Origin of the sequence: Paenibacillus oenotherae, assembly GCF_019443105.1 — a bacterium.
Taxonomy (GTDB): Bacteria; Bacillota; Bacilli; order Paenibacillales; family Paenibacillaceae; genus Paenibacillus_Z; species Paenibacillus_Z oenotherae.
Genome location: NZ_JAHZIJ010000001.1, coordinates 959,478 through 982,508, shown reverse-complemented (window position 1 = coordinate 982,508; position 23,031 = coordinate 959,478). Strand labels below are relative to the sequence as shown.

The following is a 23,031-nucleotide window of genomic DNA, read 5'->3' as shown; positions in this document are numbered from 1 at the left end:
GCTTTTACTGCTTTGACGAAGGAGCAAGAATTTTCGCAGCCAATTCGATCATGGAGGCCTCATCATGCAGATACTTTTGCCGTTCCTCTATGAACGGCGCGCTTCCCCTCTCACAGTGATTCCGTCTATTCGAAGTTATACAATTTTATTGGCAGTCCCTGAAATCCATCGGTTATCAGGAATCGACAATCTCTCTTTATATTTGTGAATAATCACCATTCATAAACCTTGTGTATATACGTTCTACTTTCTTTACGAATTCTAATAATTCATCGTAAATACCGAGTTCCTTTAGCAACTCGATATCCTCTATTTTATATATTAGTATGTTCCATGTATCACTGTCTTTTTCGCAGATTATTTCGTCTTTTTGAAGCTGCTTTAATTTGCTTTTCGTTATTAGTCTTGGGTATGCATCTAGAACTTCTGCAATTTCCAAATGCTCAATCAAACTTAGCTCATCACTAATAAGACAACTAGATGAATGATTAGCCCCGGATTTACTGTATTTAATTTCAATTCTGCAGAGCGATAAATGATTTAAGACTTTGCTATCATCGTCTCCATTCCCTAATTTGTCTAAGTAGGTTTTTAACATAGGTTCTACGTAAGATTTATTAAAATGAAAGGGAGTAAGTTCTTCAAACATTTTATAAATACATCTCTCCCATTCATAGCACGTAAAATGGTAAGAACCATATTCCGCATAATATATGTTAACCTCAGGTCTGGAATCAAATATCGTTATTCGTTTATATTTAAAAGAATTATTACCCCAGAGGCTATGGTAGTTTTCTTCTCCCCCTTCCAACTCATCATCATTATTTGTAATAGACCAAACAAAAACATAACAAAAAATAAACAGTGGTAAATGAAGAAAACGTACCCATTGTTCATCTCGTATGATTAAGTGTTCAAAGACAACTACATGAAGCGGAGCATCATTTTTTAAATAATGGTTGTAAATATCACTAGATAAAAATTCGTTTACACGTAGAATGGGTTCTTGCTGATACATAATTATATTGAATGTTTCTGCACAAAAATTAATAAGTTTTTTCATCAGCTCTCGATTATCCTGACCAATATGTGATAGCATGATCATACTTAGTGAGCTCTCTTGTTCATGATAAATATGCATGGAAGGAGATAACGCGGCAAAAAATAGCTCAATGGATTTTTTCGTTTGTAAGAGATTGAAAATATGTTGGGGTGCTCCAGTATTGAGCACTTGATTCATTTTTGTTTTCAATGCTGGATTCAGGGTGCTTTTCGAAATAAATTCAATAATCTGGTCTTCATCTAAATATTCCTCTGTAGGCCCCAAAAGCCAATTTTCAGCATCTTCTTTTACGACCTCGTGAGCTTGCTGTTCCCGATCAATATACTCATGAGATGGTTTTTTCAACGAATCCTTATTTCCAGTCATAGCAATCGGTTCTCTTCCGCACAATGAAATTATTTTCTGCCCAAACTGTTTGGTATACCGCAAATCGAATTCCTTGAGAATATCTGGAATGCTATCAATCAATACGTCTAGCTCAACATCCATGCACAATTCATCAAGCAGCTCTAGTTCAGAAAGTATACTGCTCTTCAGCCTTTTTTTAATTTTGTGAAAATAAGCGGAATAAGATATACTGTACTCTTTCGGAAACACTTTTTGAAATTCTTTTATTGCTGAATAGTGATGTACACTGAATGCCGCTTCACAATATTTATCTATGATGTCTTTACCATTGAAAGTCATCCCTTTTTCTATGCAATTGACTATTATTCCCGGTAAATTATGCAGATCTGCGTATTGTGCCTCTAAATCCCCACTTCCCATAGTTAAGCAATAGTCGTTTATTTCACTTTCTAAGAAATGATAAAGCTCAATATGCTTTTCGGGTTTACAGCAACGGAGTAGGTGAAAGAACCTATGTAGTTCTTCATTTTGATTGAAAAGATCTAAATCCAAATCCATATCCCAATTCCAACTTCCGTCGTATTCCACATAGCAATAGTTGTAATCGTGATAATGCAAGATACATTCCTGCTCTATTAATTTTAGGATTTTTTCACTACAGTTCTTTGATTGATACTCAAGTAGAAATTGAAGCTGATTATAGAAAGCACAACATTGTAAAATCGAGGGAATACACTGTTCGCTGTTTTTTGTTATATACGAATAAAGAAAATCCTGTACTGCCGGCATATTGAACTTTAAAAGGATTTCTTCCTCTTCATCGCTATAGAACGACTTGATCATCGTTTTCTCAAGTTCGGCAATGCACTCACCTAAATTCATTACCTTTGTTTGATTGGTGGAATTTTGAATATATTTTATATAGCAAGATTTCATATCCGTCAAACGCATAGGAGTTGATGAGATTAAAAGAAGCAGAGCGACCATCTTTGCCTCTGGAGAGAGTTCTTTAAAGATATACTCCCAAAATGCACCAGGGTTATCGAAATAGTCACATAATTCTTCGTAATAATCTTCAGGTGAACAATCACTGTCTGGTTCTTTATTCAGAAAGATCGCCAGCACGCGGGGATTATAATTCTCGTTATATATAATTTTCTTGTATTCCATAAATAAGTGGTTTACAAATTCATATTTAAGCTTGGATGCGTAGAGATGACGAAACAGAATGCTGGCCTTTTCGTCGTATCCATACTCTTCCATTGTACAGATTATTGAGTATTGGTCTAACGTGTCTCGTAGTTCAGGATGTTTTTGTAAACCTTGTTGCAAAACGTACTCTCGTGTTGTCAATATTAAGCGCTTCTTCCCATCGGACTCAATAATACGTCTAATAATTTTATTCAATCGATTCTCGTTATTTCTACGCATATATTCCTCATGAAAGATGCTACCCCAAAAATCATCCAAAATGATAACTTGTTTCTTTTCATCATCAATCATGTCAAACACATCATTAATTGAATTAGCCCATACAAATCCATCCAAACTATTGGGTTGCAGATATGCTAAGGCTAAAAGATAAGCCATTGATGTTTTACCTACACCAGGTTCTCCGGAAAGAATAATCACATGGTTTTGTGACCACTTATGTAACGCCTCGCGATAAATTCTGGTTGGGACAAAAACTTTAGACGTTTTGAGCGCTTCTTTAAGTTCCTCTGCCGACTCTTTATAGGCTGCCCGGTGTATAGATTCATTTAATATTTTCTTGAATATATTAATGTTAGGCATCCAAAGTTTAGGATACGCCTGAATTATCCATTCGTATTTCGGCTCTTTCAGTAGGCGGTTCATATTTGTATTACTTAAAATATCGCTTTCGCTTGAAATGTACTCACTGAACAATTCCTTAATTTTCTCTTTCTGACCTGGCCTAAAGTCAATAGAAACACCCAAGATATATCGGTAAGGATTTAATTTACGCACCTTGGGTAATTCAAAATGTTTCAAGTCACGATAAAGCCTATTGAAATCTTTATAGCGTTTTGCTTGAACTATCGTTTTTTTATTATTTCTATCCCTATACAAGCCGTCTATACCTGAATCAGGACCTTCTCTGTAAGTTTCTAGAAAAATACCTTCTCTTTGTTGGACAACATCGCAAACCAATCCTTCAAATTCTAGCGGTTCTAGCAATGTATGAAAATCATAATTGGGCATGTTATATCCTCCTGAAATACAGTGTAGCGGCGCATGTAGCGCACGAATAACTTATTTCAATAGTATAAGTTTTTTTATCATATCCTTCCATAATTAAGATTTCCTACTCTAAAAAGTAAGTATAGATTAATTTTGCAGCAGAAAATGCATCGACTAAATTGGATAATGTGATATACAAACAAGTAACGCTACTACTCATGACAGAAAAGAGGCACTCCGCATAATCGCAATGATCGGACTGCCTCAATGAATAATTTATGGGATAACGTTGTCAGACATACACCGCTTCACGGTGAAATTCTCGTGATACCGAGCAAGAACAGCGTGCCATGAACGAGGAGAGGAAGTGAATCCACAGCCGTTTCATTCATTTTTTCTCGGTCAAAAAGTAAAGGTAAGCCAAGAGAGGCAGAGCCGCTCCAATAAGAGCGGTGAAACTCCAGCCCCCATGGGTGTAAGACCAGCTTCCCAGAGATGAGCCAATGGCTCCGCCAATGAAAAAAATAGACATGAAAAGCCCGTTCAAACGGCCTCTTGCCTCACTTCCCAATGCATAAATAGCACGCTGCCCAAGCACAAGATTGCCTGATACGGCCATATCAAGTGTTATCGCGGAAATAAAGAGGAGGATGAGAGCGATAGTTGAATGGCTCTGAACAAAGAAGATCAGCAAAAAGGATAAGGCGGCAACGATCATGGCCAGCCCTGTTAGCAATCTGCTCCAGCCTTTGTCCGCCAGTCTGCCGGCTATCGGCGCTGCTGCGGCGCCGCCCACACCAACTAGCGCAAACCATGCGATGCCCTGCTGCGACATTCCAAAATCCTCCGCTAATCGCAAAGGAACGACAGTCCAGAAGAGGCTGAAGGCTCCAAATAAACAGGCCTGGTACAGGGCGCGGCGGCGCAGTGCAGGCGTTTGCTTCAATAGAGTGCCTAGGGAGACAATTAACTTGCTATAGGTTGCAGCTGGGACAGGCCTGCGCTCGGGAAGAAGCCGGGAGAGCAGCACCGTCAATAGTGCGATCATAATCGCCGACAAAATAAATACGGCTTGCCAGCCCCAGATGCTGGTTATAAGGCTCGCCACTGGCCGCGCGAACATAATGCCGAGCAGCAGTCCGCTCATTACTTTTCCGACGACCGCGCCGCGCTGCTCTTCAGACGCCAGATAGGTCGCATAAGGCACCAATATTTGGGCTACTACCGATCCAATGCCAATAAACAGAGAAGCGGTCAGGAACCACACTGGATTGGGAGCGAATGCAGCTGCAAGCAAGGCCACGACGGCAACGAACAGCGATAAGACCGTGAGCCGCCGATTCTCCATCATGTCGCTGAGCGGCACGATAAACAGCAGTCCCACAACATAACCGACTTGGGTTAACGTGACAATTAATCCTGCTGCTGTCGACGAAAGGCCTATAGCGGCACTGATCGGCCCCACCAAAGTTTGCGCATAATAAAGATTGGCAACGATAAGGCCGCATGCCGCTGCGAGCAGAACGATCATCCAGCTTGAAGCGCGGTACGCGGTGCTTGGCTGCATATGGCCTTGGTCAGCCACCGCTGTCATGTTTTGTTCCCTTTGCATAATAATCCTCCTCCTAATTGTTTCTGAGTGTGCGGCCGCACACAATTAAATACTGAACGTACAGTTTACTAAATAATAATCAAATCATATACTGAACGTATGGTTTTGTAAATAGTCGTTTTCATTTTCTTTTTATGAAGGATTGAGTATACTGAACGTATCGTTTATATTTTACGGGTGATATGGATTCGAAGGGGAGGACCAGTATGCAGGGCAAAAGAGGGAGACCGCGCAATATGGAGACGCAAAAGGCTATCCTTTCCGCTTCCTATGACTTATTGCTGGAGCAAGGCTTTGGAGCGGTCACAGTAGAAAAAATCGCTGATCGTGCCAAGGTCAGCAAAGCTACGATTTATAAGTGGTGGCCGAACAAGGCTGCCGTGGTGATGGATAGCTTCATGTCTGCCACTTTGGAAAGATTGCCTGTGCCTGAAACGGGCTCAGCAATAGATGATATTCTGATTCATGCGACGAATTTAGCCCGGTTCCTGACAAGCCGCGAGGGTGTCATTATTACGGAGTTAATCGGCGAAGGCCAGTTTGATTCGGGATTGGCGGAGGCGTATCGTACCCGATATTTTCATCCGCGACGGCTGGAGGCCAGGCTTCTTATGGAACGTGGCATTCAGCGCGGGGAATTGAAGAATGATCTCGATGTCGAATTAAGCATTGATCTTATTTATGGTCCGATCTTCTATCGGCTGCTTATAACCGGCGAAGTATTGGACGATGCCTATGTTCAGCAGCTGGTAAGGAACGCAATGGAAGGGATTCGCTTCAATCCCGCTCCCTAAGCAGGTTCAGCTCTCCGCAGAAAACAACTTGACGAATTAACATAAAATGCTATAAGATCATTACATACCGATTGGTACAGAAAGAGAGAGCATAGCTATGGCAAGACCGCGGGAATTTGATGAACAACAAGCATTGGCTGCAGCCATGCAAGTATTCTGGGAGAAGGGCTATGAAGCCAGCTCCATTAGCGACCTCACCTCACGAATGGGCATTCAACGTCCGAGTCTATATGCGGCATTCGGGGGAAAGAAGGAGCTGTTTGAAGCAGTACTGGGCTCCTATGCGGGGATGAGCCTTGCCTTTATTGAGAGAAGAATTCGCAGTGCGGCTTCGGTTAGAGAAGCGATGCGCGTTTATTTTCAAGGGATTATTGAAGGGGCGGGCGGGAGCAATCCTGATCTGGGTTGCTTGTGTGTGAACACGATGGTTGAACTGGCGCCGCATGATGTGATCTTTGCCCAATTCACCAGAGACTACCAGCTGAAGCTTACCGAATTGTTGCAGGGGACGATTGAGGATGGTATTCGTACAGGAGAGCTATCAAGTGCGTTGAATCCCGCTGCGGTCGCGCGTGCATTGATCATTTCGGCTATAGGGCTCTCGGTAACGATGAAGGCCAGGCCCGACCGTTCATTGGTTGAGAATGCGGTAACGGAAATACTGACTTTGCTCGAATGAGCTTTTTTTTTGATCATTTCGTACTGATTGGTATGTAATATAATAATTAGAGGGGGAATCATCGATATGGAGAAGACAATCGCATTGATCACAGGAGCAAACAAGGGAATTGGCCTGGAGATTGGACGGCAGCTGGGACGGCAGGGCATCATTGTGCTTCTTGGAGCCCGCAGCTTGGCGAAGGCGGAGGCTGCAGCAGCTCAGTTGCAGGCAGAGGATATTCAAGCATACCCGATTGAGCTGGATGTGACCAATAGTGAGCATATCCGGTCGGCAGCCGCAAAGATCGAAGCGGAATATGGGAAGCTGGATATTCTCGTTAACAATGCGGGGACCTATCTGGATCATGAGGGCAATAACACGGATGTGATGCGAAGGAGCTTTGAAGTTAATTTGTTCGGTGCACACGCGCTGACAGGAGCAGTTCTCCATCTATTGAGCGCAAGTCCGGCAGGGCGGATTGTGAATCAATCGAGCATACTGGGCTCAATAGCGACGATACTTGAGGATGAAATGTATGCAAGTGCTGCTGTTCCGGCATACACGGCATCGAAGGCTGCGCTAAATGCATGGACAGCCCAGCTATCCATTCAGCTCAAGGGGACGAACGTGAAGGTGAATGCTTGCCATCCTGGCTGGGTCAAGACCGATATGGGCGGAGAGAATGCCGTCATGGAAATTGATGAAGGGGCCGCAACAGCTGTTTCTTTAGCGACACTTCCTGGTGACGGGCCTACGGGTGGATTTTTTCATAAATCGGCGAATCTGCCCTGGTAATAACTATTGGCTACTTCCTCATTCGTCCATTTACCCATGTCGCGGCCAACACGATGAGCATGGGCACAACATAGGCGATCGTGTTGAACAAGGGCCACATCACGTAGCCGTCTTCGACGAATGACGCCTCATTGGCGTACATTGTAACCGACAGCAGCAAGCATATCAGTGTGGTCGGAAAAATAACGATACGATAATTGCTCAGACCGCTTAGCTGGGACAGCAGCCTCGTTATTATAAACAGCACGATGGTCGATTTCATGTAGGAGCCAATAATGAGCGAAAGCCCGATCACCGATTCGATCCGCTCGATAATCTCCTGCACGAAGACCAGTCGCGCGAGCTGGTATAGGGAGTACTTCAAATCGCCCGCCAGCGGGCCCAGCACGATAATGCTGCTAACAATCGAGAACAGCAGGGTAGTTCCATTAATCACAAAAGCGGAACACATATCTCTCCCGAGCCGCTGCGCCTCATCCTTACGGACAAATTGTAGAATCCAGGAGAATATCACCACCTCGGCATACGGAAATCCGTATGCGATGTAGGCGCCGTGCAGAATCGGCTTGATCCCGTCTGGCATGACCGGAAGCAAGAATTCCAGGTGAAAATTGACTGAAACAAGCAACAATACAGCGGTAACGCACCCGAACATAATCAAGGCCAGAATGCTGAACATCCGAGCCATGACCTCGATGCCAGCCCGCGCAGTCAAGGCAGCCATCGTAAAAAACATAGCGTTAATGACAGGGGAGGGCGTATTTTTCATCATCGTACTTTTGAAAAAACCGCTAACCTCGATGATTATAGCGGCTTCCTGCCAGAACAGTGCAAGCAAAAACAGGATCGCCATTATGGTTGCCACCGGCTTGCCCACCATCCGGCGGCTGTATTCCATGAACGTCAGCCCCGGATGTTGTTTTTGCAGATAAAGAATGCTCAGCAGAAGCAGAAAACCTGCCAACCACGCCATAAGAAAGGATATCCAAGCGCCGTTACGGGCGGCGCCGGTGACCGAGGCAGGAATCAGAATGATGGACGAGCCTGTTATTCCAACAAGAAACAGCAGCGCCGTCTGGATAGAGCTGATGCTTTCCTTTTTATTCATATAACCTCCGGTTGGCTCTACGATGATGAGGAAATTTGGATTATCCCGACCAGACGCTTGGCCGGCTCAAGAAAGACCAGATCAATAAGCTCGTCAAGATTCGGACTATACAGGTTTGCGACATACAAGAAACCAAGGTACGCAACAGGCACCATCAATATGCCGTACACGATACGAGCTCTGCGATCAGCCTGCTTCCAGCACGCGCTATCGAATTTCAACATTGCCGCACAGACCAGTGCCAGGATAGCAAGCTTGGCGAGCATATTTATTCAACCTCTTTCTGGAATGGCTTGCCAAGGTTCATCCCTGTATGCAGCACATTGACCTTGACATCAACCTTGAATGCAATTTCCCCAAATCGCCGGTCCCATGACGGCTTCCACTTCTTCCACAGAGACGGGTGTCTGCGATAAATTTGATTGCCAATTCCTAACGCATCGAGTTGCTTCTTTTGCAGCAATGCAAGTACGGAATTTACGTTGCGCGCGACCTGCTTTTGGACCTTTTGTTCAAAGCGGCTTCCTTCCTCCCTGGTCATCAAAGAAGAGCATTGAAGCTCGCCGACCGATCCCGTAATGACAATCCCGATATGAACGTTCACCTTGTCTTCACGAATATGTGGCGTTACACGTGTCGATAGCGTGATAACCTCGAACGATTCCTGTGCCGCTTTGTCATCCTCCGTCCCCGGACAGCGCAGTTTCACAATTCCGGACTTATACTTGTTCAGCAGCATGATTAGCGCCGGGGTTTGGTCAGGAGCAATTCTGCTGCCGATCAACTTCCCTTCTTTAAGCAAGGCAATTCCGGATACCGATACCTGATCTGACGCCTTGTCCCTATGCACATATGGGATGGTGGCAACACGCGCCCCGTCCTTGAGCTGAATCATTAGATCCAGCAGCGGCACCCGGGAAGTTCTCGACGAATATTGCGCGCCCGTTTCCTCCATTTTGCGCAGCTGTTGGCCGATCGTATTCTCGACGAAGGGCTTCACATTCAAGTAGGCGCTGGCCTTGCCTGCGGCAATCATGCAATAGATGGTACCCCGGGGCTCAAGATCCCTTGAGAAAAAATCAAGCACCTTATCTATGCTCTCCTGCCTCGCCATTCGTTCCCCGACCAGGATGACTCGCATATGGTCCCATTTGGCCTCTCTGCCGAGTTGGTTAGGAATACTCCTTATTGCCTCGTAGATCGTTCCGCCCCGAGTCCGAATATTCAACGTCTTGCTCGCTTGCTGCGACTGTCCGTTCGTATCCGGCGCCCCTCCAGACTTGTAAAATTGGGTGGTCAGCTCGAATTTGCCTTGCGGGCTCAGATCAATCGCGACAGCCTGGACATACCCGAATTCCACGAGCTCTGATTTGTCCCAGCAACCGCTCAACAAGAGCATCGCCGGGATCAGGATGAGCATCGTCCATCTCATGGCTCTGTCTTGCCTTTCGATTTGTGCAGATGATGATTTCTCGGATGGTGGAGAAGAATTTTTCTGGGAATAACTACAAACACATCTCTCAATTGACGGATTCGAAGTGGCGCCAACGGGGCCAAGTAGGGCTGGTCTAATGACCGCAGCGCAACCAAATGCAAGAAGATCATCATCAGTCCGAACATCACGCCGAGACCCCCCATTGTACCAGCAAGAATCATCAGCGGAAATCTTAATATTCTAAGCGCGATCGCCATGCTGTATTGGGGTATAGCGAACGAAGCGATTCCTGTCAGCGCGACGACGATGACCATGACCGGAGAAGCAATCTTCGCCTGAATAGCGGCTTGTCCGATAACTAGCGCTCCGACGATGCTGACGGCGGAACCGATAGGACGAGGCAACCGGATACCGGCTTCTCGAAGCAGCTCAAAGAAAAACTCCATTATGAGCGCCTCCACTAATGCCGGAAACGGGATTCCTTCGCGCGCATCCAGAATAGTCAGCAGTAGAACGGTCGGCAGAAGCTCCGAATGGAACGTTGATAGAGCAATATAAACACTTGGCAGCAAAAGCGCGATGAAGAAGGCGCCGACTCGCAGCAACCGAATTAACGAGGAATAGAGCGTCTGGTTATAATAATCCTCGCTTGTCATAAAAAATTCCACATAGAGTCCCGGACAAATCATGATCGTTGGCGTACCTTCTACCATTGCGATAATCTTGCCGTCAAGCAGAGCTGCAGCCGCGGTATCCGGGCGCTCGGTATAGCGCACCTGCGGGAACGGCGTATATGCGGACTCCCTCAGCCATTCTTCCAGATATGAGGTTTCCATGATCTCTTCCTTGTCAATATCGGCCATCCGCCGCTTGAACTCGTCGAGTGTCGCCGGATCGACTGCGCCGTCCAGATAACCGAAAGCGATGCTCCTTCTGCTTTCTGCTCCTGTTGTCCGGTTCTCGAATTTAAGTCTGGGCGATTTCAGCAAGTTCCGGATTAATCCGATGTTCACCTTTATATTTTCAATCGTGCTTATATGCGGGCCCTGCACGACCGGCTCAGTAATCGGCTCGCTAAGCTGGCGATGGAGGACGCCGGAGGCATCGTAGCTGATCGCCCGGTCCCAGCCCTCGAAGAAAATAAGAAGATGGCCCCGCACAAGATGGTCGACAACCTTACGAAAGTCAGCCAGCAAGCTCGCCGATTTGAAGGATACACCGTTGCTGCCGAAGAATCGAATCACATCGTCGGGTGTAACCGACGAAGCTTGTCCCACTTCATGAGCTACCAAATCCTGCAAGGTGGCTTTCATATAGTTCATCTGCTTTTCCTGCACCAGTGTGTCAAAATAAACGGAGAAGGCCCTCTGTTGCAGCTCAGAACCATAGTGCCAAGGAAGGAGGACGAGATCGCCACAGCCTGAGAAAACCTCTCCAATAAGCTTCTCGTTATCATCCAGGCATTCTGATACCGGCTTGCGTTCCAATATCATATTTTGCTGCGCAGCATCATGGCCAGTGGAAATAGGCGCTAGTGGATTCGAACAGTTGCCCGGCACAGTGATCTCAATTCCTCCTTAGGCATTGGCACAACATATATGATGTTAATATTCCCCAATCAAATTCGTGTATACAGGCCAGAATCCGGTGCGGCCAAACAAACCAGTCGTGTCCCTGCCGGGTCACAGGCTACGATGCGATTGTAATCATTGTCACGAATCCGCTCCTTCAATCGTCCTGTTAGTATCCAGACGACAAGGAAGGTGTGTGTGATGATGAATGGAGATGCAACAAAATGGGATGTTGTTATCATTGGAGCTGGAATTGCGGGATTAACGGCTTCCATCTATACAGCGAGGGCGGGACGGAAGGTGCTGCTGCTTGAAAGGTCGGCCGAGCCCGGCGGCAGAGCTGCAACTACGGATATGGCGGGCGCGCGGGTTAATCTTGGTCCGCATGCCCTTTATAAAAGTGCATGCGGAATTCTGGAGGAGGTTGGCGTCACTCCCAAGGGTGCGATGCCCAAGCTGAGCAGCCTGCTTGTATACAGGAACAAAAAGGGCGAAGATGTCGCTCTTCCTGTGCTTCAGCTTCTGCTCGGCTCGTTTCTCAACTGGTCTGAGAAAATCCAGCTGCTTCGATTTTACAGCCGGATGCGCAAAGCGGATACCGGAGCCTTGCAGAGCGTCAGCCTGCAGCAATATTTGGACAATCATATTCCCAGCCCGCGCGTCCGCAATGCCGTGCTTGCTCTTGTGCGCACAGCGACATACTGCAACGCTCCTGATATTCTTAGTGCAGGCGCAGCGCTCGGGCAGCTTCAGCGCGGACAAGTGCTGTACCTGGATGGAGGCTGGGGGACGCTTGTGGATCAATTGCAGAAACAAGCACTCGCTACGGGGGTAACGATCCGATACCACTCCGCTGTGCGGGATGTCACAGGGAGCCAGCCGGAAATGAAGGTCGCTCTAAAGGACGGGACAATGCTGAATACGCACAATGTCTTGTCCACCATCGGACCGAAAGAAACGTTGGCGCTGCTCAATCCGGCGCTTCAGCCGGAGGAAGCCGCGATGTTCGAGAGGACCGTTCCTACTCAGGCGGCATGTCTGGATTTGGTTATGGACAACATGCCAAGGCCCAAAACGACTTTTGCAATCGGCGCCGATTATCCCTGGTATTTCTCCAACCATTCGGCTGTTGCGAAATTTACCGAGCATCCTGATCACTCCGTCGTGCACGTCATGAAATATTTGCGTCCGGGTGATGCCTCGAACGCATCGCAGGACGAACGCGAGCTGGAAGGGTTCCTCGACCTGATTCAATCGGGATGGCGTGAGCATGTCATCAAGCGTCGCTTTCTGCCGCATATGCTCGTAGCGCATGATGTCGTCGCAGCGGTAAGAGGCGGGTACTCGGGAAGACCCGGTCCCGTCGTGAAAGGACGGGCAGGACTCTACGTTGCAGGAGACTGGGTGGGTGATGAGGGCATGCTGCTCAACGCCTCGCTGGCTAGCGCCAAAAGCGCCGCGCTATGTATCCTTAGCGCGAGCGAGTGCATATAGGGGCGAGTCCAACCACATGTACACTTAGCGCGAGCGAGTGCACATAAGGCGAGCAAGGTGAAGCGATTCGTGTTGGCAGTCAACCACATGTATCCTTAGCGCGAGCGAGTGCACATAAGGTGCGGGTACGATCACAGAATCGTGACGCGCGAGTGATGATTTGCTGTCACGCATTAGTCGCCGCGAGTGACGGTTGGCTGGCGGTCACGCAATAGTCGGGCGTTCTTTCAACATATAGAACAAGCCTGCGAAAGAGCAGGCTTTCTTTCGTTCCGGCCTGCTGAAGATGAAAATACCGTCCCAAGTGCAGGCTTTTTCGCCGTATAGGTCTCTATTGGCCCATTCCGCCGCATATTGATGCATTATTGCAGGCATTCGTCCGATTCCGGCTTCATTCAAGCGATAAACCTGCACATCTGCATGAATGTTGCGCACCGCGCGGCCCGTAGCGCGTGGCGTTTCGCAGTATGTTGCGCACCGTGCGGCTCGCAGCGCGTAGTGTTTCGCTGAATGTTGCGCACCGTGCGGCTCGCAGCGCGTGGCGTTTCGCAGCATGTTGCGCAACGCGCCTAGCTCGCACCGCGCCTAGCTCCCGGCCCAGCATGTGGTGTTCCACTGCATGACGGCGGACGGCCCGACCCTTGCAGAGACCCTTGCCGCTGGCATGAAGCCAGTCGCTGATGCTCGCTAGGGGGCCAGCATGTTAATTAATGCAGGAAACTTTGTTTCACAAACACTGACCTTCTTTGTCAGTGATTGTGCTATATAATGAAGCAAAGAGATGCGTCAGGAGGAGAGCATGGTGGCAGGCACTATTTTTAAGCAGGCAGTGAAGGAAGCGACGGGATTAGCATGGGAAGAATGGATCATGAAGCTTGGGCAGGAAGTGGATCAGCTATGGTCTCATGAGCAAATCAAGCACTATGTCGGCGAGCAGCATGGAGTGTCAGAGGAGTGGAGCGAATGGATCGCCCTCATGTACGAGCAAATGATGGGCCGAGTGCCTGTTGGAACAACCAAAGATGCCGGTGTGCAAATTGGTGTCAGAAAGACAATGGCCCTGACTAAGGAGCGTGTCTGGGATTTCCTTACTTCGTCAAAGGGGTTGCCGTTATGGATCGGGGAATTGCCCTCTTTAACGTTGCAGGCGGGACATGAATATGAGTCCAAGGAAGGCGTGTCCGGCAAAATTACAGTCGTCGTGCCCTACCATAAGCTGCGGATGACCTGGAAACGCCCGGAGTGGGACAACCCGTCCCGGCTCCAAATTTATTTTTTGTCAACGAATACGGGTAAAACAACGATCGCTATTCATCAGGAAATGCTGGAAGACGTCTATATGAGAGAAGTAATGAGGCGCCACTGGGAAGAGATGCTGCATAAACTCAATAATGATGAGGAGCTGCAGGCTCCATAAAGAAGACGCTGATCCGGGTTGCCTGGGTCAGCTTTTTTCGTTCATTATAGGATGTTCAATTGCCGGCTCCTTCCATTCATATTCAGTTCATAAACTTACGTTATTATCCCCATATAACATTGATATGGAGGAATTGCGATGAGTGATAAACATAGAAGGATAGCGGGGACAGACAGTGGCGAATGGGCGGTTGAAGCGCAAGGGCTCGTCAAGACGTTCGGCGGCAAGTCTGCGGTTGATGGTGTAGATATGAAGGTGCGGGCCGGTACGATCTATGGCGTGCTCGGTCCGAATGGAGCGGGCAAGACGACTACAATTCGAATGCTCGCAACGCTATTGCGGCCGGATGGAGGGTCAGCACGCATCTTTGGGCATGATGTGGTCAAAGAGCCGCATATCGTGCGTCAATTGATCGGGGTGACAGGGCAGTATGCGTCGGTTGACGAGTCACTCAGCGCTGTTGAGAATCTGGTTATTTTCTCCCGGCTGCTCGGTCTGGGGCATGCAGAGTCGCGGCGCAAGGCAGCAGAGTTGCTGGAGGAATTCGGTTTGACAGAGGCCGCAAGGCGTCCGCTGAAGCAATTCTCCGGCGGTATGCGCCGCAGGCTGGATTTGGCGGCAAGCCTCATTGCGCAGCCGCCGCTCATCTTCCTGGACGAACCGACTACCGGGCTGGATCCGCGCACGCGCGCCCAGATGTGGGATACGATACGCAGGTTGGTGAAGACAGGCTCGACCGTGCTGTTAACAACGCAATATCTTGATGAGGCGGATCAACTGGCTGACCGAATCGCGGTGATCGATCATGGCCGGGTGGTAGCTGAAGGCACGGTTGATGAGCTAAAAGCATCTGTCGGCACTTCGTCGCTGCAGTTGAAGGTCCAAGATCCGCAAGTTATCGAGCGCGCCCGTCAGATCGTCGAACAGGTGCTTGCGGCCCAGTCGAATATATCAGCGGAAGCCGCCAGAATTACTGCGCCGCTGGCGAATACGGACAAGGTCACTGATGTGCTTGTCGCTCTCCGTGCTGCAGGGGTTCATCTGGCCGAGATTAGTGTGCAGAAGCCGACTCTCGATGAGGTGTTTCTGGCCACCACGGGTCAAGGTGTAAAGGATAATACGTCACTGGCGTCCGCAGATTCGAATATGGGGAGGAAGTAAGTATGCAAAGTACATCTATTAAGCCGGGCGCTGGCCGCCAATTGAAAAAATATACAAGCTTCGGTCAAACGGTGCGCAACTCCTTGACCATGGCCTATAGAGGCCTGCTGAAGATTCGGCGCACACCGGAGCAATTATTCGACGTTACGCTCCAGCCAATTATCTTTACTCTTATGTTTACTTATATCTTTGGCGGCGCTATCTCAGGAGATGTAGCTAATTATTTGCCAGTTATCATTCCCGGTATTCTCGTGCAGACCGTGATCACAACCTCGATTGCCACAGGCGTCCAGCTGCGTGAAGATATGGACAAGGGCGTGTTCGACCGATTCAAGTCACTGCCAATCGCACGCATTGCGCCTTTGGCAGGAGCACTGATGGCAGATACGATTCGCTACACCATTGCGACGGTACTCACCTTCACGATGGGCTATATAATGGGCTATCAACCAGACGGAGGGTTGGGCAATGTTGCCATCGCCGCGCTGCTTGTTATTGTTTGTTCCTGGGCAATCAGCTGGATCTTCGCCTTTTTCGGCGTGATAGCACGCACGGTTTCAAGTGTTCAGGGGATCTCGATGATTGTGCTGTTCCCGCTGACCTTTCTCTCTAACGCTTTCGTTCCGGTTAATACGATGCCTGACTGGCTGCAATGGTTCGTGAACATCAACCCGATCTCGCATCTTGTCACTGCTGTCCGGGATCTTGCCAATGCTGGAACGTTTGGCCAGGATCTTGCCATCTCCCTCATTGGCGCTGCAGTTATTGTAGCGATCTTCGCACCGCTCACAGTGCGTGCGTATATGCGCCGGACCTAGATAGACTGGACCCGATGAAGATATAGCCAATGACGCAACCCGGGAGGAACGCATCGTTCCCGCGAAGAGGCCGCGGTTTCTTGACAAGGGTGAGATGGTTAGGGCAAGCTTGCAAAAGAGGTGACGGTAATGACTCGGATTCTAGTCGTTGATGACGACCCGCATATTCGTGAATTGGTGGGGCATTTCATGCGCCAGGAAGGGTTGGAGGTACTGGAGGCGGTGGATGGCCTGGACGCGCTGCGTCTCCTTGCCGGCATGAAGGTTGATCTGGTTATCCTTGATATTATGATGCCTGGCATGGACGGGTGGGAGCTGTGCCGCGAGCTGCGCAGTCAGACCGATCTGCCTCTGCTCATGCTCACGGCGAAGGGCGAAACGTCGCAAATCGTCAAAGGCTTCGCGCTTGGAACGGACGACTATCTGGTGAAGCCGTTCGACCCTATGGTGCTTGTCGCACGGGTGAAGGCTTTATTGAAGCGCTATCGAATTATAGCGTCGCAATCGGTGCAGATCGGAGATGTTGCGCTGCGCCGTGATACGTTCGAGTGCCGGGCGGGCGAAGCAGAGATTACACTGCCGCTCAAGGAGTTCGAGCTGCTGTTCAAGCTCGCCAGTTATCCGGGCAAGACGTTCACGCGCGACCAGTTGATCGAGCAGATCTGGGGTTACGATTACGAGGGCGACGAAAGAACGGTCGATGTGCATATTAAGCGCCTTCGGGAACGATTTCCGGAGGAGCGCCACGCTTTCCGAATCAGCACCATACGGGGATTGGGTTACCGGTTGGAGGTGCAGCAATGAAGCGGGAACCGGGATACATCCATTTCGTTGCGAGCGTGGGGATGGTATTATTGGCGCTGTTTCTCAGCTGGACAGCGGCATTCTATATAACGGGGGCCCTCTACTCGCGAATTGGATGGGAGCCTCATGGTTTGTTCGCCTTGCTCATTAACGCTACGCTCGGTTTCGTTCTCTTCGGTACAGCAATCGCGATTGTGGGGCCTTTCCTCCGGCCAAGAGAGCATCATTTTTTTACTGAGATGAATGAAGCGTTGAAGCGCATATCGCGAGGCGACTTTCGCGTTAATATCGAGATAGCGGTCGGCTATAGGAAAGGAAGACAGCGGCAGAAGCATCCCCATGTGCAGCTTATAGACAGCATCAACGCTATGGCGGCGAATTTAAAGGCGATGGAGGAGCTCCGGCAGGAGTTTATCTCGAACGTATCGCATGAGATTGGATCACCACTTACATCGATCAGCGGGTTCGCCAAGGCGCTCAAGGATGAGAAGCTGGACCTAGAGCAGCGGCATCAGTATTTAACGATTATCGAGACGGAATGTGTTCGCTTATCGAAGCTAAGCGATAATCTAATGAAGCTGGCGGTCCTCGATTCGGCTCAGCAGACGTTCCATCCGGAACCTTATCGACTGGATAAGCAGCTGGTATCGCTGCTTCTTGCCTGCGAGCCGCAATGGGAAGCCCGAAAGATCGACATGAGCGTAGAGGCGGAAGAGATTGAAATCACCGCAGATGAGGATCAGATGAGCCAGGTCTGGCTCAATCTCATTCATAACGCGATCAAGTTTACACCACATGGCGGAAAAATAAGCATCCATCTTGCTTGCAACGGAGATCAGGCGGCCGTCCGCATTGCTGACACAGGGCCGGGGATCGCTGAGCAGGATCAGCCGCGCATCTTCGAACGATTCTATAAAGCGGACCAATCACGTACCCGCACGGCAGGAGGCAGCGGCCTCGGACTTTCCATCGCGCATAAGATTACCGAGCTGCATGGCGGCTCGATCTCCGTGTGCAGCAAGCCGGGGGAAGGAACTGAATTTACAGTTCTGCTACCTCTCAGCAGGATCAGTGTGAAGCACAGTGGGAATTAAAGTTAAAGGAGGCCATGCGCAATTGCAATGGAGTGAGTGAATGGGATGGAAAGATGGACACAATAAATCCGAATTGCAAAATAAAGCATGATGGCTTTGGCTTGGTTTTGGCTGGCTGAACGCACAGGAGTGGCAGAAGGTTGTCCACGGCCCACTAGACGCGCCTAACAGCCGAATGATATGATGGATAACGGGTGAAGCAGACGATGAATAATGAGAAGACAAACGAAGAAGTCAACAGCAATCAAGAAACCATTTCTGAAGAGAAATATGTTGAACTGATCAAGGCTGTTTACCATAACGGCCTCGTTGCTTTGAAACAGCACTTCGACGAAGTCGAGGGCCAGGTGATAAACAAGGAAATTTACGGTCCTGTTTTTGTTTATCGGGTGATGGATGATTCGAATAACGGATATGAATGCGGCTTTTTTCTTCGCGAACTGGTCGCGAAGTTCCAGTCGGACGGTGATCCGTCAGAATGGATGGCTTCTTTCTTCGTCGAGCTGATGAGGACCGAAGGGGGCAAGTTGCTTCCTACGCCTCCCGCAAGCGAGGATGAAGCAAAGGTGTTTATCGATAAGGTGCTGGTTCCACAGGTTATCACGTCAATTCGCGAAGAATTCGCCCCGCAGCAAGTTCATGCGGATCTGGATTGGAACAAGGAGCACAGTGGTATCGTCTTTGAAGCCGGATTTCCAGAGATAAAGGAAGGCAACAACGTGTGCGCTTTCCCTCTTCACGTATTGTTTACGCAATTGCTGTTGAATCGTGATCCTGCGGATCTGGTCATTCAAGGCTTGTACAAAATCCGTGAAGAGCACGGCATACATTAACGCAAGGTTTATGAAGAAGCCTTCAGGACCACTTCTTAAGTGGAACTGAAGGCTTCTTTTTCTAATTGAGCTTGATCAATTAGTCGGCCCCCGCAGGTGCGGCAACAGGTGAAGCAGACGCAGCTTCAACAGAAGGAGCTTCAATAGAAGGAGCTTCAATAGAAGGAGCTTCAACAGAAGGAGCTTCAACGAAAGCAATTCAGCTACTACGGCTTAAGGTGTTGAACAGGTGTCAAACAGCACAATTGTTGCAAAAACGCATCTTTTGGATGAAAAACAACACCATAATATCGAATTGTTGCAGAACGGCATCTTTTTTCGCGGCAGAAGAGCACTTAGCGCTTGTCGGGCTAAGATACATGCACTTTTGCAGGCTTTAGACTAAAAATGATAATTTCTCCTTGAAAAACCTGCGCTTTAGCAGGAATATTATTTCAACAAAGGTAGCGACTGCAGCGTTACATACGTGCATCATTGCGTGCGTTATATGTGTGCGTTATATGTGTGTGTTATATGTGTGTGTTATATGTGTGTGTTATATGTGTGTGTTATATGTGTGTGTTATATGTGTGTGTTATATGTGTGTGTTATATGTGTGTGTTATATGTGTGTGTTATATGTGTGTGTTATATGTGTGTGTTATATGTGTGTGTTATATGTGTGTGTTATATGTGTGTGTTACATGTGTGCATTATATGTGTGTGTTATATGTGTGCGCTACATGTGTGTGTTATATGTGTGTGTTATATGTGTGTGTTATATGTGTGTGTTATATGTGTGCATTATATGTGTGCATTATATGTGTGCGCTACATGTGTGCGTTATATGCGTGCATTACATGCGTCAAGCAGGTGATGACATCGGCGCATTGCTTCGCGTGCTTACATCACATACGTGCATCCATGCATCCGTGCATCCATGCATCATGCATATATCACATAGGTGCATAAGCCCGCTTACCCCGGACGGCTCAACGATCCCACAAGATCGCTCAGATCATTCAAGAGAGCACCCGGCGCGGCGGTTGACGGCGGAAACTTGTGATTATTATAATTAATTTATGATTATGCCAATTGTATCCACTAAAATATATATCCCTCCGCCGCGGCCGAAAGCTGTCCTCCGTCCTCGACTGACGGAGCGGTTGAACGAGGGGCTGCATGGCAAGCTGTCGCTTATCTCGGCCTCAGCCGGATTTGGCAAAACAACGCTGGTCAGCGAATGGCTCTCCGGCTGCGGCCGAAGAGCCGCCTGGCTGTCGCTTGACGATGGGGATAACGATCCCGCACGCTTTCTGACTTACCTCTGCGCTGCTCTGCAGACCGCTGGGGTCAATATTGGGGAAGGCGTTTTTGCTGCGCTCCAATCTCCGGGCTCGCCGTCTATGAAATCGATTCTGACGGTACTGCTCAATGAAATTACCGCGCTCCCGCATCACTTTGTCCTTGTCCTGGACGATTATCACGTTATTGATGCCAAGCCCGTTGACGATGCCCTCGCCTTTGTGCTTGAGCGCATGCCAGACCAGATGCATCTGGTCATCGCTACTCGTGAGGACCCGCGTATTCCTCTGGCCCGTTTGCGTGCCCGCGGCCAATTGAACGAACTGCGTGTGACAGACCTCAGGTTCAGTCCTTCCGAGGCAGCCGGATTTCTTAACGGGGTGATGAATCTGAATCTCTCAGCGGAAGATATCGCCCGGCTTGAAACTCGTACTGAGGGTTGGATTGCGGGCTTGCAATTGGCTGCGATTTCGATGCAGGGACATACAGATGCTGCGAGCTTCATTCACTCCTTCACGGGCAGCCACCGCTTCGTGCTCGATTATCTGGTTGAAGAGGTACTGCAGCGGCAGTCGGAGCAAGTTCAGACTTTTTTGCTGCGCACCTCTATCCTCGATCGCCTATGCGGTCCTCTTTGTGATGCCGTTCTGCGAAGCGAAGCCGAAGCAGCCGAGCCGGGCAGCGCAGAGGATTTCTCCCCTGTATCCTTGTCCCCTCTGAGCTCCGGCTCACAGCCGCTCGGCCCTTTTGCCTCCGGACAAGAGGTGTTGGAGTATCTCGAAACCGCCAATCTGTTCATCGTGCCTCTGGACAACGAGCGGCGCTGGTATCGTTATCATCACCTCTTTGCTGATTTGCTGCGGCAGCGGTTGCAGCAGAGCGCCGCCTCGGCTGAAGAAGAAGCAGCCGGGCTGCATTTGCGAGCCAGTGTGTGGTATGAGGAGGATGGGCTGGAGATTGAAGCTTTTAAACATGCTGCTGCTGCAAATGATGTTGACCGCGCTGCGCGGCTCATGGAAGGAGGGGGGATGCCCCTGTTCTTTCGCGGTGCTGCGGGCCCTGTGCTGAGCTGGCTGGAATCGCTGCGGCCATCGGTGCTGAATGCCGAGCCGTCGCTGTTGGTGGCGTATGCCTCCGTGCTATTGTTCGCCAGCCAAATAAACGGCGTCGAACAGAAGCTGCAATCCGCAGAAGCAGCTCTGCAGGGCGCCGAGCTGGACGATAAGAACCGTGACCTTGTCGGACATATTGCCGCCATACGGGCTACGCTGGCTGTCAGCCAACACCAGCTAGAAGCCATCATTGTCCAGTCACAGCGTGCTCTGGAGTATTTGCACCCAGACAATCTGCCTGTCCGCACGGCTACAACCTGGACGCTGGGATATGCTTATCAGCTCCAAGGGGATCGCGCTGCCGCCACCCGGGCCTTTACCGAAGCGATATCGACCAGCCAGGCGATTGGGCATTTCATCATTACTATCATGGCTGCAACTGGTCTGGGCAATCTCCAGGAAGCAGAGAACCAGCTTCAGCTGGCCTCTGCCACCTATCGGCAAGTTCTGCAGCTGGCAGGCGATCCGCCGCTGCCGGTTGCCTGCGAAGCGCATCTTGGCCTGGCCCGAATAGGGTACCAGTGGAATGACCTGGAATCTGCCGAGCAGCACTGGCAGCAGAGCGACCAATTGGCCCAGCAGATCGAAAGCACGGATAGATTCATTGCTGGCGAGGTGTTTCTGTCGACTATGAAGCTTGCCGGGGGAGATACGAGCGGCGCTGCCGCAACGTTAGCCAAGACAAGTCAGCTTGCGCGCCAGCATAACTTTATGCATCAGATGCCGGAGATTGCAGCGGCACAAGTGATGGCACTGCTTCGCCTCGGCAATCTGGAGGAAGCCGATCGTCTCGCTGGAACGTATGGACTCCCTCTCAGCCAAGCTCGGGTGCATCTGGCCAGGGGCGATGCAATGGCGGCGCTTGCGGTGCTGGAGCCGCTGCTCCGGCAGGCAGAGGCGAAGGGCTGGGAGAACGAACGGCTCAAAGCTATGGTACTGCAGGCAGTTGCCCTGCATGCGCATGGCGAAACGGGCAAGGCCGCCCGGTTGCTGGGCGATGTGCTGGCACTGGCGGAGCCGGGCGGCTTCATCCGTATTTTTGTCGATGAAGGCGATCCGATGGCGGAGCTGTTGCATGCAGCGGCCGCACAGGGAATTATGCCCGATTATACAGGGAGGCTGCTGGCTGCATGTAAAGCCGGGGAGGGGAAGAATGAAGGCCAGGCTAGTCTGCGTCCTGCCCCAGCCGGATCTCTAATCGAGCCACTGAGCGGACGCGAATTGGAGATTTTGCAGCTTATTGCCCAAGGACTCTCGAATGACGAGATCAGCAGTCGTCTGTTCCTTGCCCTGAGTACAGTTAAAGGACACAACCGGAATATCTATGGCAAGCTGCAGGTGCTAAGGAGAACCGAAGCTGTAGCACGCGCCCGCGAGCTGGGTTTGCTGTAGCGCCGCCCCGCAACAATCCCTCAAAAACCATACT

At 49.5% G+C, this 23,031-nt stretch carries 17 protein-coding genes; 11 read left to right on the top strand and 6 right to left on the bottom strand.

Annotated elements, in window-relative coordinates; genetic code table 11:
* Positions 1 to 196 precede the first annotated feature (196 nt).
* Both K0T92_RS04250 and K0T92_RS04245 read right to left on the bottom strand, forming a co-directional pair.
* On the bottom strand, positions 197 to 3,634 hold the full coding sequence (locus tag K0T92_RS04250) for an nSTAND3 domain-containing NTPase (RefSeq protein ID WP_219871123.1): 3,438 nt from the start codon (positions 3,632 to 3,634) through the stop codon (positions 197 to 199).
* A gap of 367 nt (positions 3,635 to 4,001) precedes the next feature.
* On the bottom strand, positions 4,002 to 5,180 hold the full coding sequence (locus K0T92_RS04245; protein WP_246627890.1) for an MFS transporter: 1,179 nt from the start codon (positions 5,178 to 5,180) through the stop codon (positions 4,002 to 4,004).
* A gap of 251 nt (positions 5,181 to 5,431) precedes the next feature.
* Here K0T92_RS04245 and K0T92_RS04240 point away from each other — a divergent pair, with 251 nt between their 5' ends.
* The 3 genes from K0T92_RS04240 to K0T92_RS04230 all read left to right on the top strand — a co-directional run bounded on the left by K0T92_RS04240 (position 5,432) and on the right by K0T92_RS04230 (position 7,475).
* Positions 5,432 to 6,019 (top strand): TetR/AcrR family transcriptional regulator, encoded by a 588-nt coding sequence (locus tag K0T92_RS04240; RefSeq protein WP_219871121.1) that lies wholly within the window; start codon positions 5,432 to 5,434, stop codon positions 6,017 to 6,019.
* A 97-nt stretch (positions 6,020 to 6,116) separates the two neighbouring features.
* Complete coding sequence (locus tag K0T92_RS04235) at positions 6,117 to 6,698, top strand: TetR/AcrR family transcriptional regulator (protein ID WP_219871120.1); 582 nt, start codon at positions 6,117 to 6,119, stop codon at positions 6,696 to 6,698.
* Positions 6,699 to 6,764: 66 nt separating this feature from the next.
* The gene (locus K0T92_RS04230; protein ID WP_219871119.1) at positions 6,765 to 7,475 is read left to right on the top strand and encodes an SDR family oxidoreductase; all 711 of its coding nucleotides are present in this window, start codon (positions 6,765 to 6,767) and stop codon (positions 7,473 to 7,475) included.
* Between the two features lie 10 nt (positions 7,476 to 7,485).
* Here K0T92_RS04230 and K0T92_RS04225 read toward each other — a convergent pair whose 3' ends face one another.
* The 4 genes from K0T92_RS04225 to K0T92_RS04210 are packed head-to-tail and all read right to left on the bottom strand — an operon-like array spanning position 7,486 to position 11,577.
* Positions 7,486 to 8,583: a GerAB/ArcD/ProY family transporter gene (locus tag K0T92_RS04225; RefSeq protein ID WP_219871118.1), complete on the bottom strand. Its 1,098-nt coding sequence runs from the start codon at positions 8,581 to 8,583 to the stop codon at positions 7,486 to 7,488.
* A gap of 17 nt (positions 8,584 to 8,600) precedes the next feature.
* Positions 8,601 to 8,849: a hypothetical protein gene (locus K0T92_RS04220; protein WP_219871117.1), complete on the bottom strand. Its 249-nt coding sequence runs from the start codon at positions 8,847 to 8,849 to the stop codon at positions 8,601 to 8,603.
* 2 nt (positions 8,850 to 8,851) lie between these two features.
* Complete coding sequence (locus K0T92_RS04215) at positions 8,852 to 10,015, bottom strand: Ger(x)C family spore germination protein (RefSeq protein WP_219871116.1); 1,164 nt, start codon at positions 10,013 to 10,015, stop codon at positions 8,852 to 8,854.
* Positions 10,012 to 11,577 carry a spore germination protein gene (locus K0T92_RS04210; RefSeq protein WP_343223620.1) on the bottom strand — a complete coding sequence of 522 codons (1,566 nt, stop codon included), beginning with the start codon at positions 11,575 to 11,577 and terminating at the stop codon, positions 10,012 to 10,014. Before K0T92_RS04210 ends, K0T92_RS04215 begins: the two co-directional genes overlap by 4 nt.
* A 213-nt stretch (positions 11,578 to 11,790) precedes the next feature.
* On the opposite strand from K0T92_RS04210, the gene K0T92_RS04205 reads away from it, so the two are divergent.
* The 8 genes from K0T92_RS04205 to K0T92_RS04170 all read left to right on the top strand — a co-directional run bounded on the left by K0T92_RS04205 (position 11,791) and on the right by K0T92_RS04170 (position 22,997).
* On the top strand, positions 11,791 to 13,083 hold the full coding sequence (locus K0T92_RS04205) for a phytoene desaturase family protein (protein WP_219871115.1): 1,293 nt from the start codon (positions 11,791 to 11,793) through the stop codon (positions 13,081 to 13,083).
* Positions 13,084 to 13,882: 799 nt separating this feature from the next.
* Positions 13,883 to 14,500, top strand: coding sequence for an SRPBCC family protein (locus tag K0T92_RS04200; RefSeq protein ID WP_246627823.1), 618 nt, complete (start codon positions 13,883 to 13,885; stop codon positions 14,498 to 14,500).
* 138 nt (positions 14,501 to 14,638) lie between these two features.
* Positions 14,639 to 15,661, top strand: a complete 1,023-nt coding sequence (locus K0T92_RS04195) for an ATP-binding cassette domain-containing protein (RefSeq protein WP_219871114.1) — start codon at positions 14,639 to 14,641, stop codon at positions 15,659 to 15,661.
* Between the two features lie 2 nt (positions 15,662 to 15,663).
* On the top strand, positions 15,664 to 16,479 hold the full coding sequence (locus K0T92_RS04190; RefSeq protein ID WP_219871113.1) for an ABC transporter permease: 816 nt from the start codon (positions 15,664 to 15,666) through the stop codon (positions 16,477 to 16,479).
* Positions 16,480 to 16,608: 129 nt separating this feature from the next.
* Positions 16,609 to 17,283, top strand: coding sequence for a response regulator transcription factor (locus K0T92_RS04185; protein ID WP_219871112.1), 675 nt, complete (start codon positions 16,609 to 16,611; stop codon positions 17,281 to 17,283).
* Complete coding sequence (locus K0T92_RS04180) at positions 17,280 to 18,377, top strand: sensor histidine kinase (RefSeq protein ID WP_219871111.1); 1,098 nt, start codon at positions 17,280 to 17,282, stop codon at positions 18,375 to 18,377. The genes K0T92_RS04185 and K0T92_RS04180 overlap by 4 nt, the downstream gene beginning before the upstream one ends.
* Before the next feature lie 206 nt (positions 18,378 to 18,583).
* Positions 18,584 to 19,210 carry a hypothetical protein gene (locus K0T92_RS04175; RefSeq protein ID WP_219871110.1) on the top strand — a complete coding sequence of 209 codons (627 nt, stop codon included), beginning with the start codon at positions 18,584 to 18,586 and terminating at the stop codon, positions 19,208 to 19,210.
* Positions 19,211 to 20,354: 1,144 nt separating this feature from the next.
* Positions 20,355 to 22,997, top strand: coding sequence for a winged helix-turn-helix domain-containing protein (locus K0T92_RS04170; RefSeq protein ID WP_485020571.1), 2,643 nt, complete (start codon positions 20,355 to 20,357; stop codon positions 22,995 to 22,997).
* Positions 22,998 to 23,031: the final 34 nt, after the last annotated feature.

Excerpts from the sequence above, each read along its gene's own strand:
- K0T92_RS04220 (WP_219871117.1), bottom strand. The coding sequence starts at position 8,849 with ATGCTCGCCAAGCTTGCTATCCTGGCACTGGTCTGTGCGGCAATGTTG.
- K0T92_RS04245 (WP_246627890.1), bottom strand. The coding sequence starts at position 5,180 with ATGCAGCCAAGCACCGCGTACCGCGCTTCAAGCTGGATGATCGTTCTG.
- K0T92_RS04230 (WP_219871119.1), top strand. The coding sequence starts at position 6,765 with ATGGAGAAGACAATCGCATTGATCACAGGAGCAAACAAGGGAATTGGC.
- K0T92_RS04180 (WP_219871111.1), top strand. The coding sequence starts at position 17,280 with ATGAAGCGGGAACCGGGATACATCCATTTCGTTGCGAGCGTGGGGATG.
- K0T92_RS04200 (WP_246627823.1), top strand. The coding sequence starts at position 13,883 with ATGGTGGCAGGCACTATTTTTAAGCAGGCAGTGAAGGAAGCGACGGGA.
- K0T92_RS04250 (WP_219871123.1), bottom strand. The coding sequence starts at position 3,634 with ATGCCCAATTATGATTTTCATACATTGCTAGAACCGCTAGAATTTGAA.
- K0T92_RS04235 (WP_219871120.1), top strand. The coding sequence starts at position 6,117 with ATGGCAAGACCGCGGGAATTTGATGAACAACAAGCATTGGCTGCAGCC.
- K0T92_RS04195 (WP_219871114.1), top strand. The coding sequence starts at position 14,639 with ATGAGTGATAAACATAGAAGGATAGCGGGGACAGACAGTGGCGAATGG.
- K0T92_RS04185 (WP_219871112.1), top strand. The coding sequence starts at position 16,609 with ATGACTCGGATTCTAGTCGTTGATGACGACCCGCATATTCGTGAATTG.
- K0T92_RS04240 (WP_219871121.1), top strand. The coding sequence starts at position 5,432 with ATGCAGGGCAAAAGAGGGAGACCGCGCAATATGGAGACGCAAAAGGCT.
- K0T92_RS04175 (WP_219871110.1), top strand. The coding sequence starts at position 18,584 with ATGAATAATGAGAAGACAAACGAAGAAGTCAACAGCAATCAAGAAACC.
- K0T92_RS04190 (WP_219871113.1), top strand. The coding sequence starts at position 15,664 with ATGCAAAGTACATCTATTAAGCCGGGCGCTGGCCGCCAATTGAAAAAA.
- K0T92_RS04205 (WP_219871115.1), top strand. The coding sequence starts at position 11,791 with ATGATGAATGGAGATGCAACAAAATGGGATGTTGTTATCATTGGAGCT.
- K0T92_RS04225 (WP_219871118.1), bottom strand. The coding sequence starts at position 8,583 with ATGAATAAAAAGGAAAGCATCAGCTCTATCCAGACGGCGCTGCTGTTT.
- K0T92_RS04215 (WP_219871116.1), bottom strand. The coding sequence starts at position 10,015 with ATGAGATGGACGATGCTCATCCTGATCCCGGCGATGCTCTTGTTGAGC.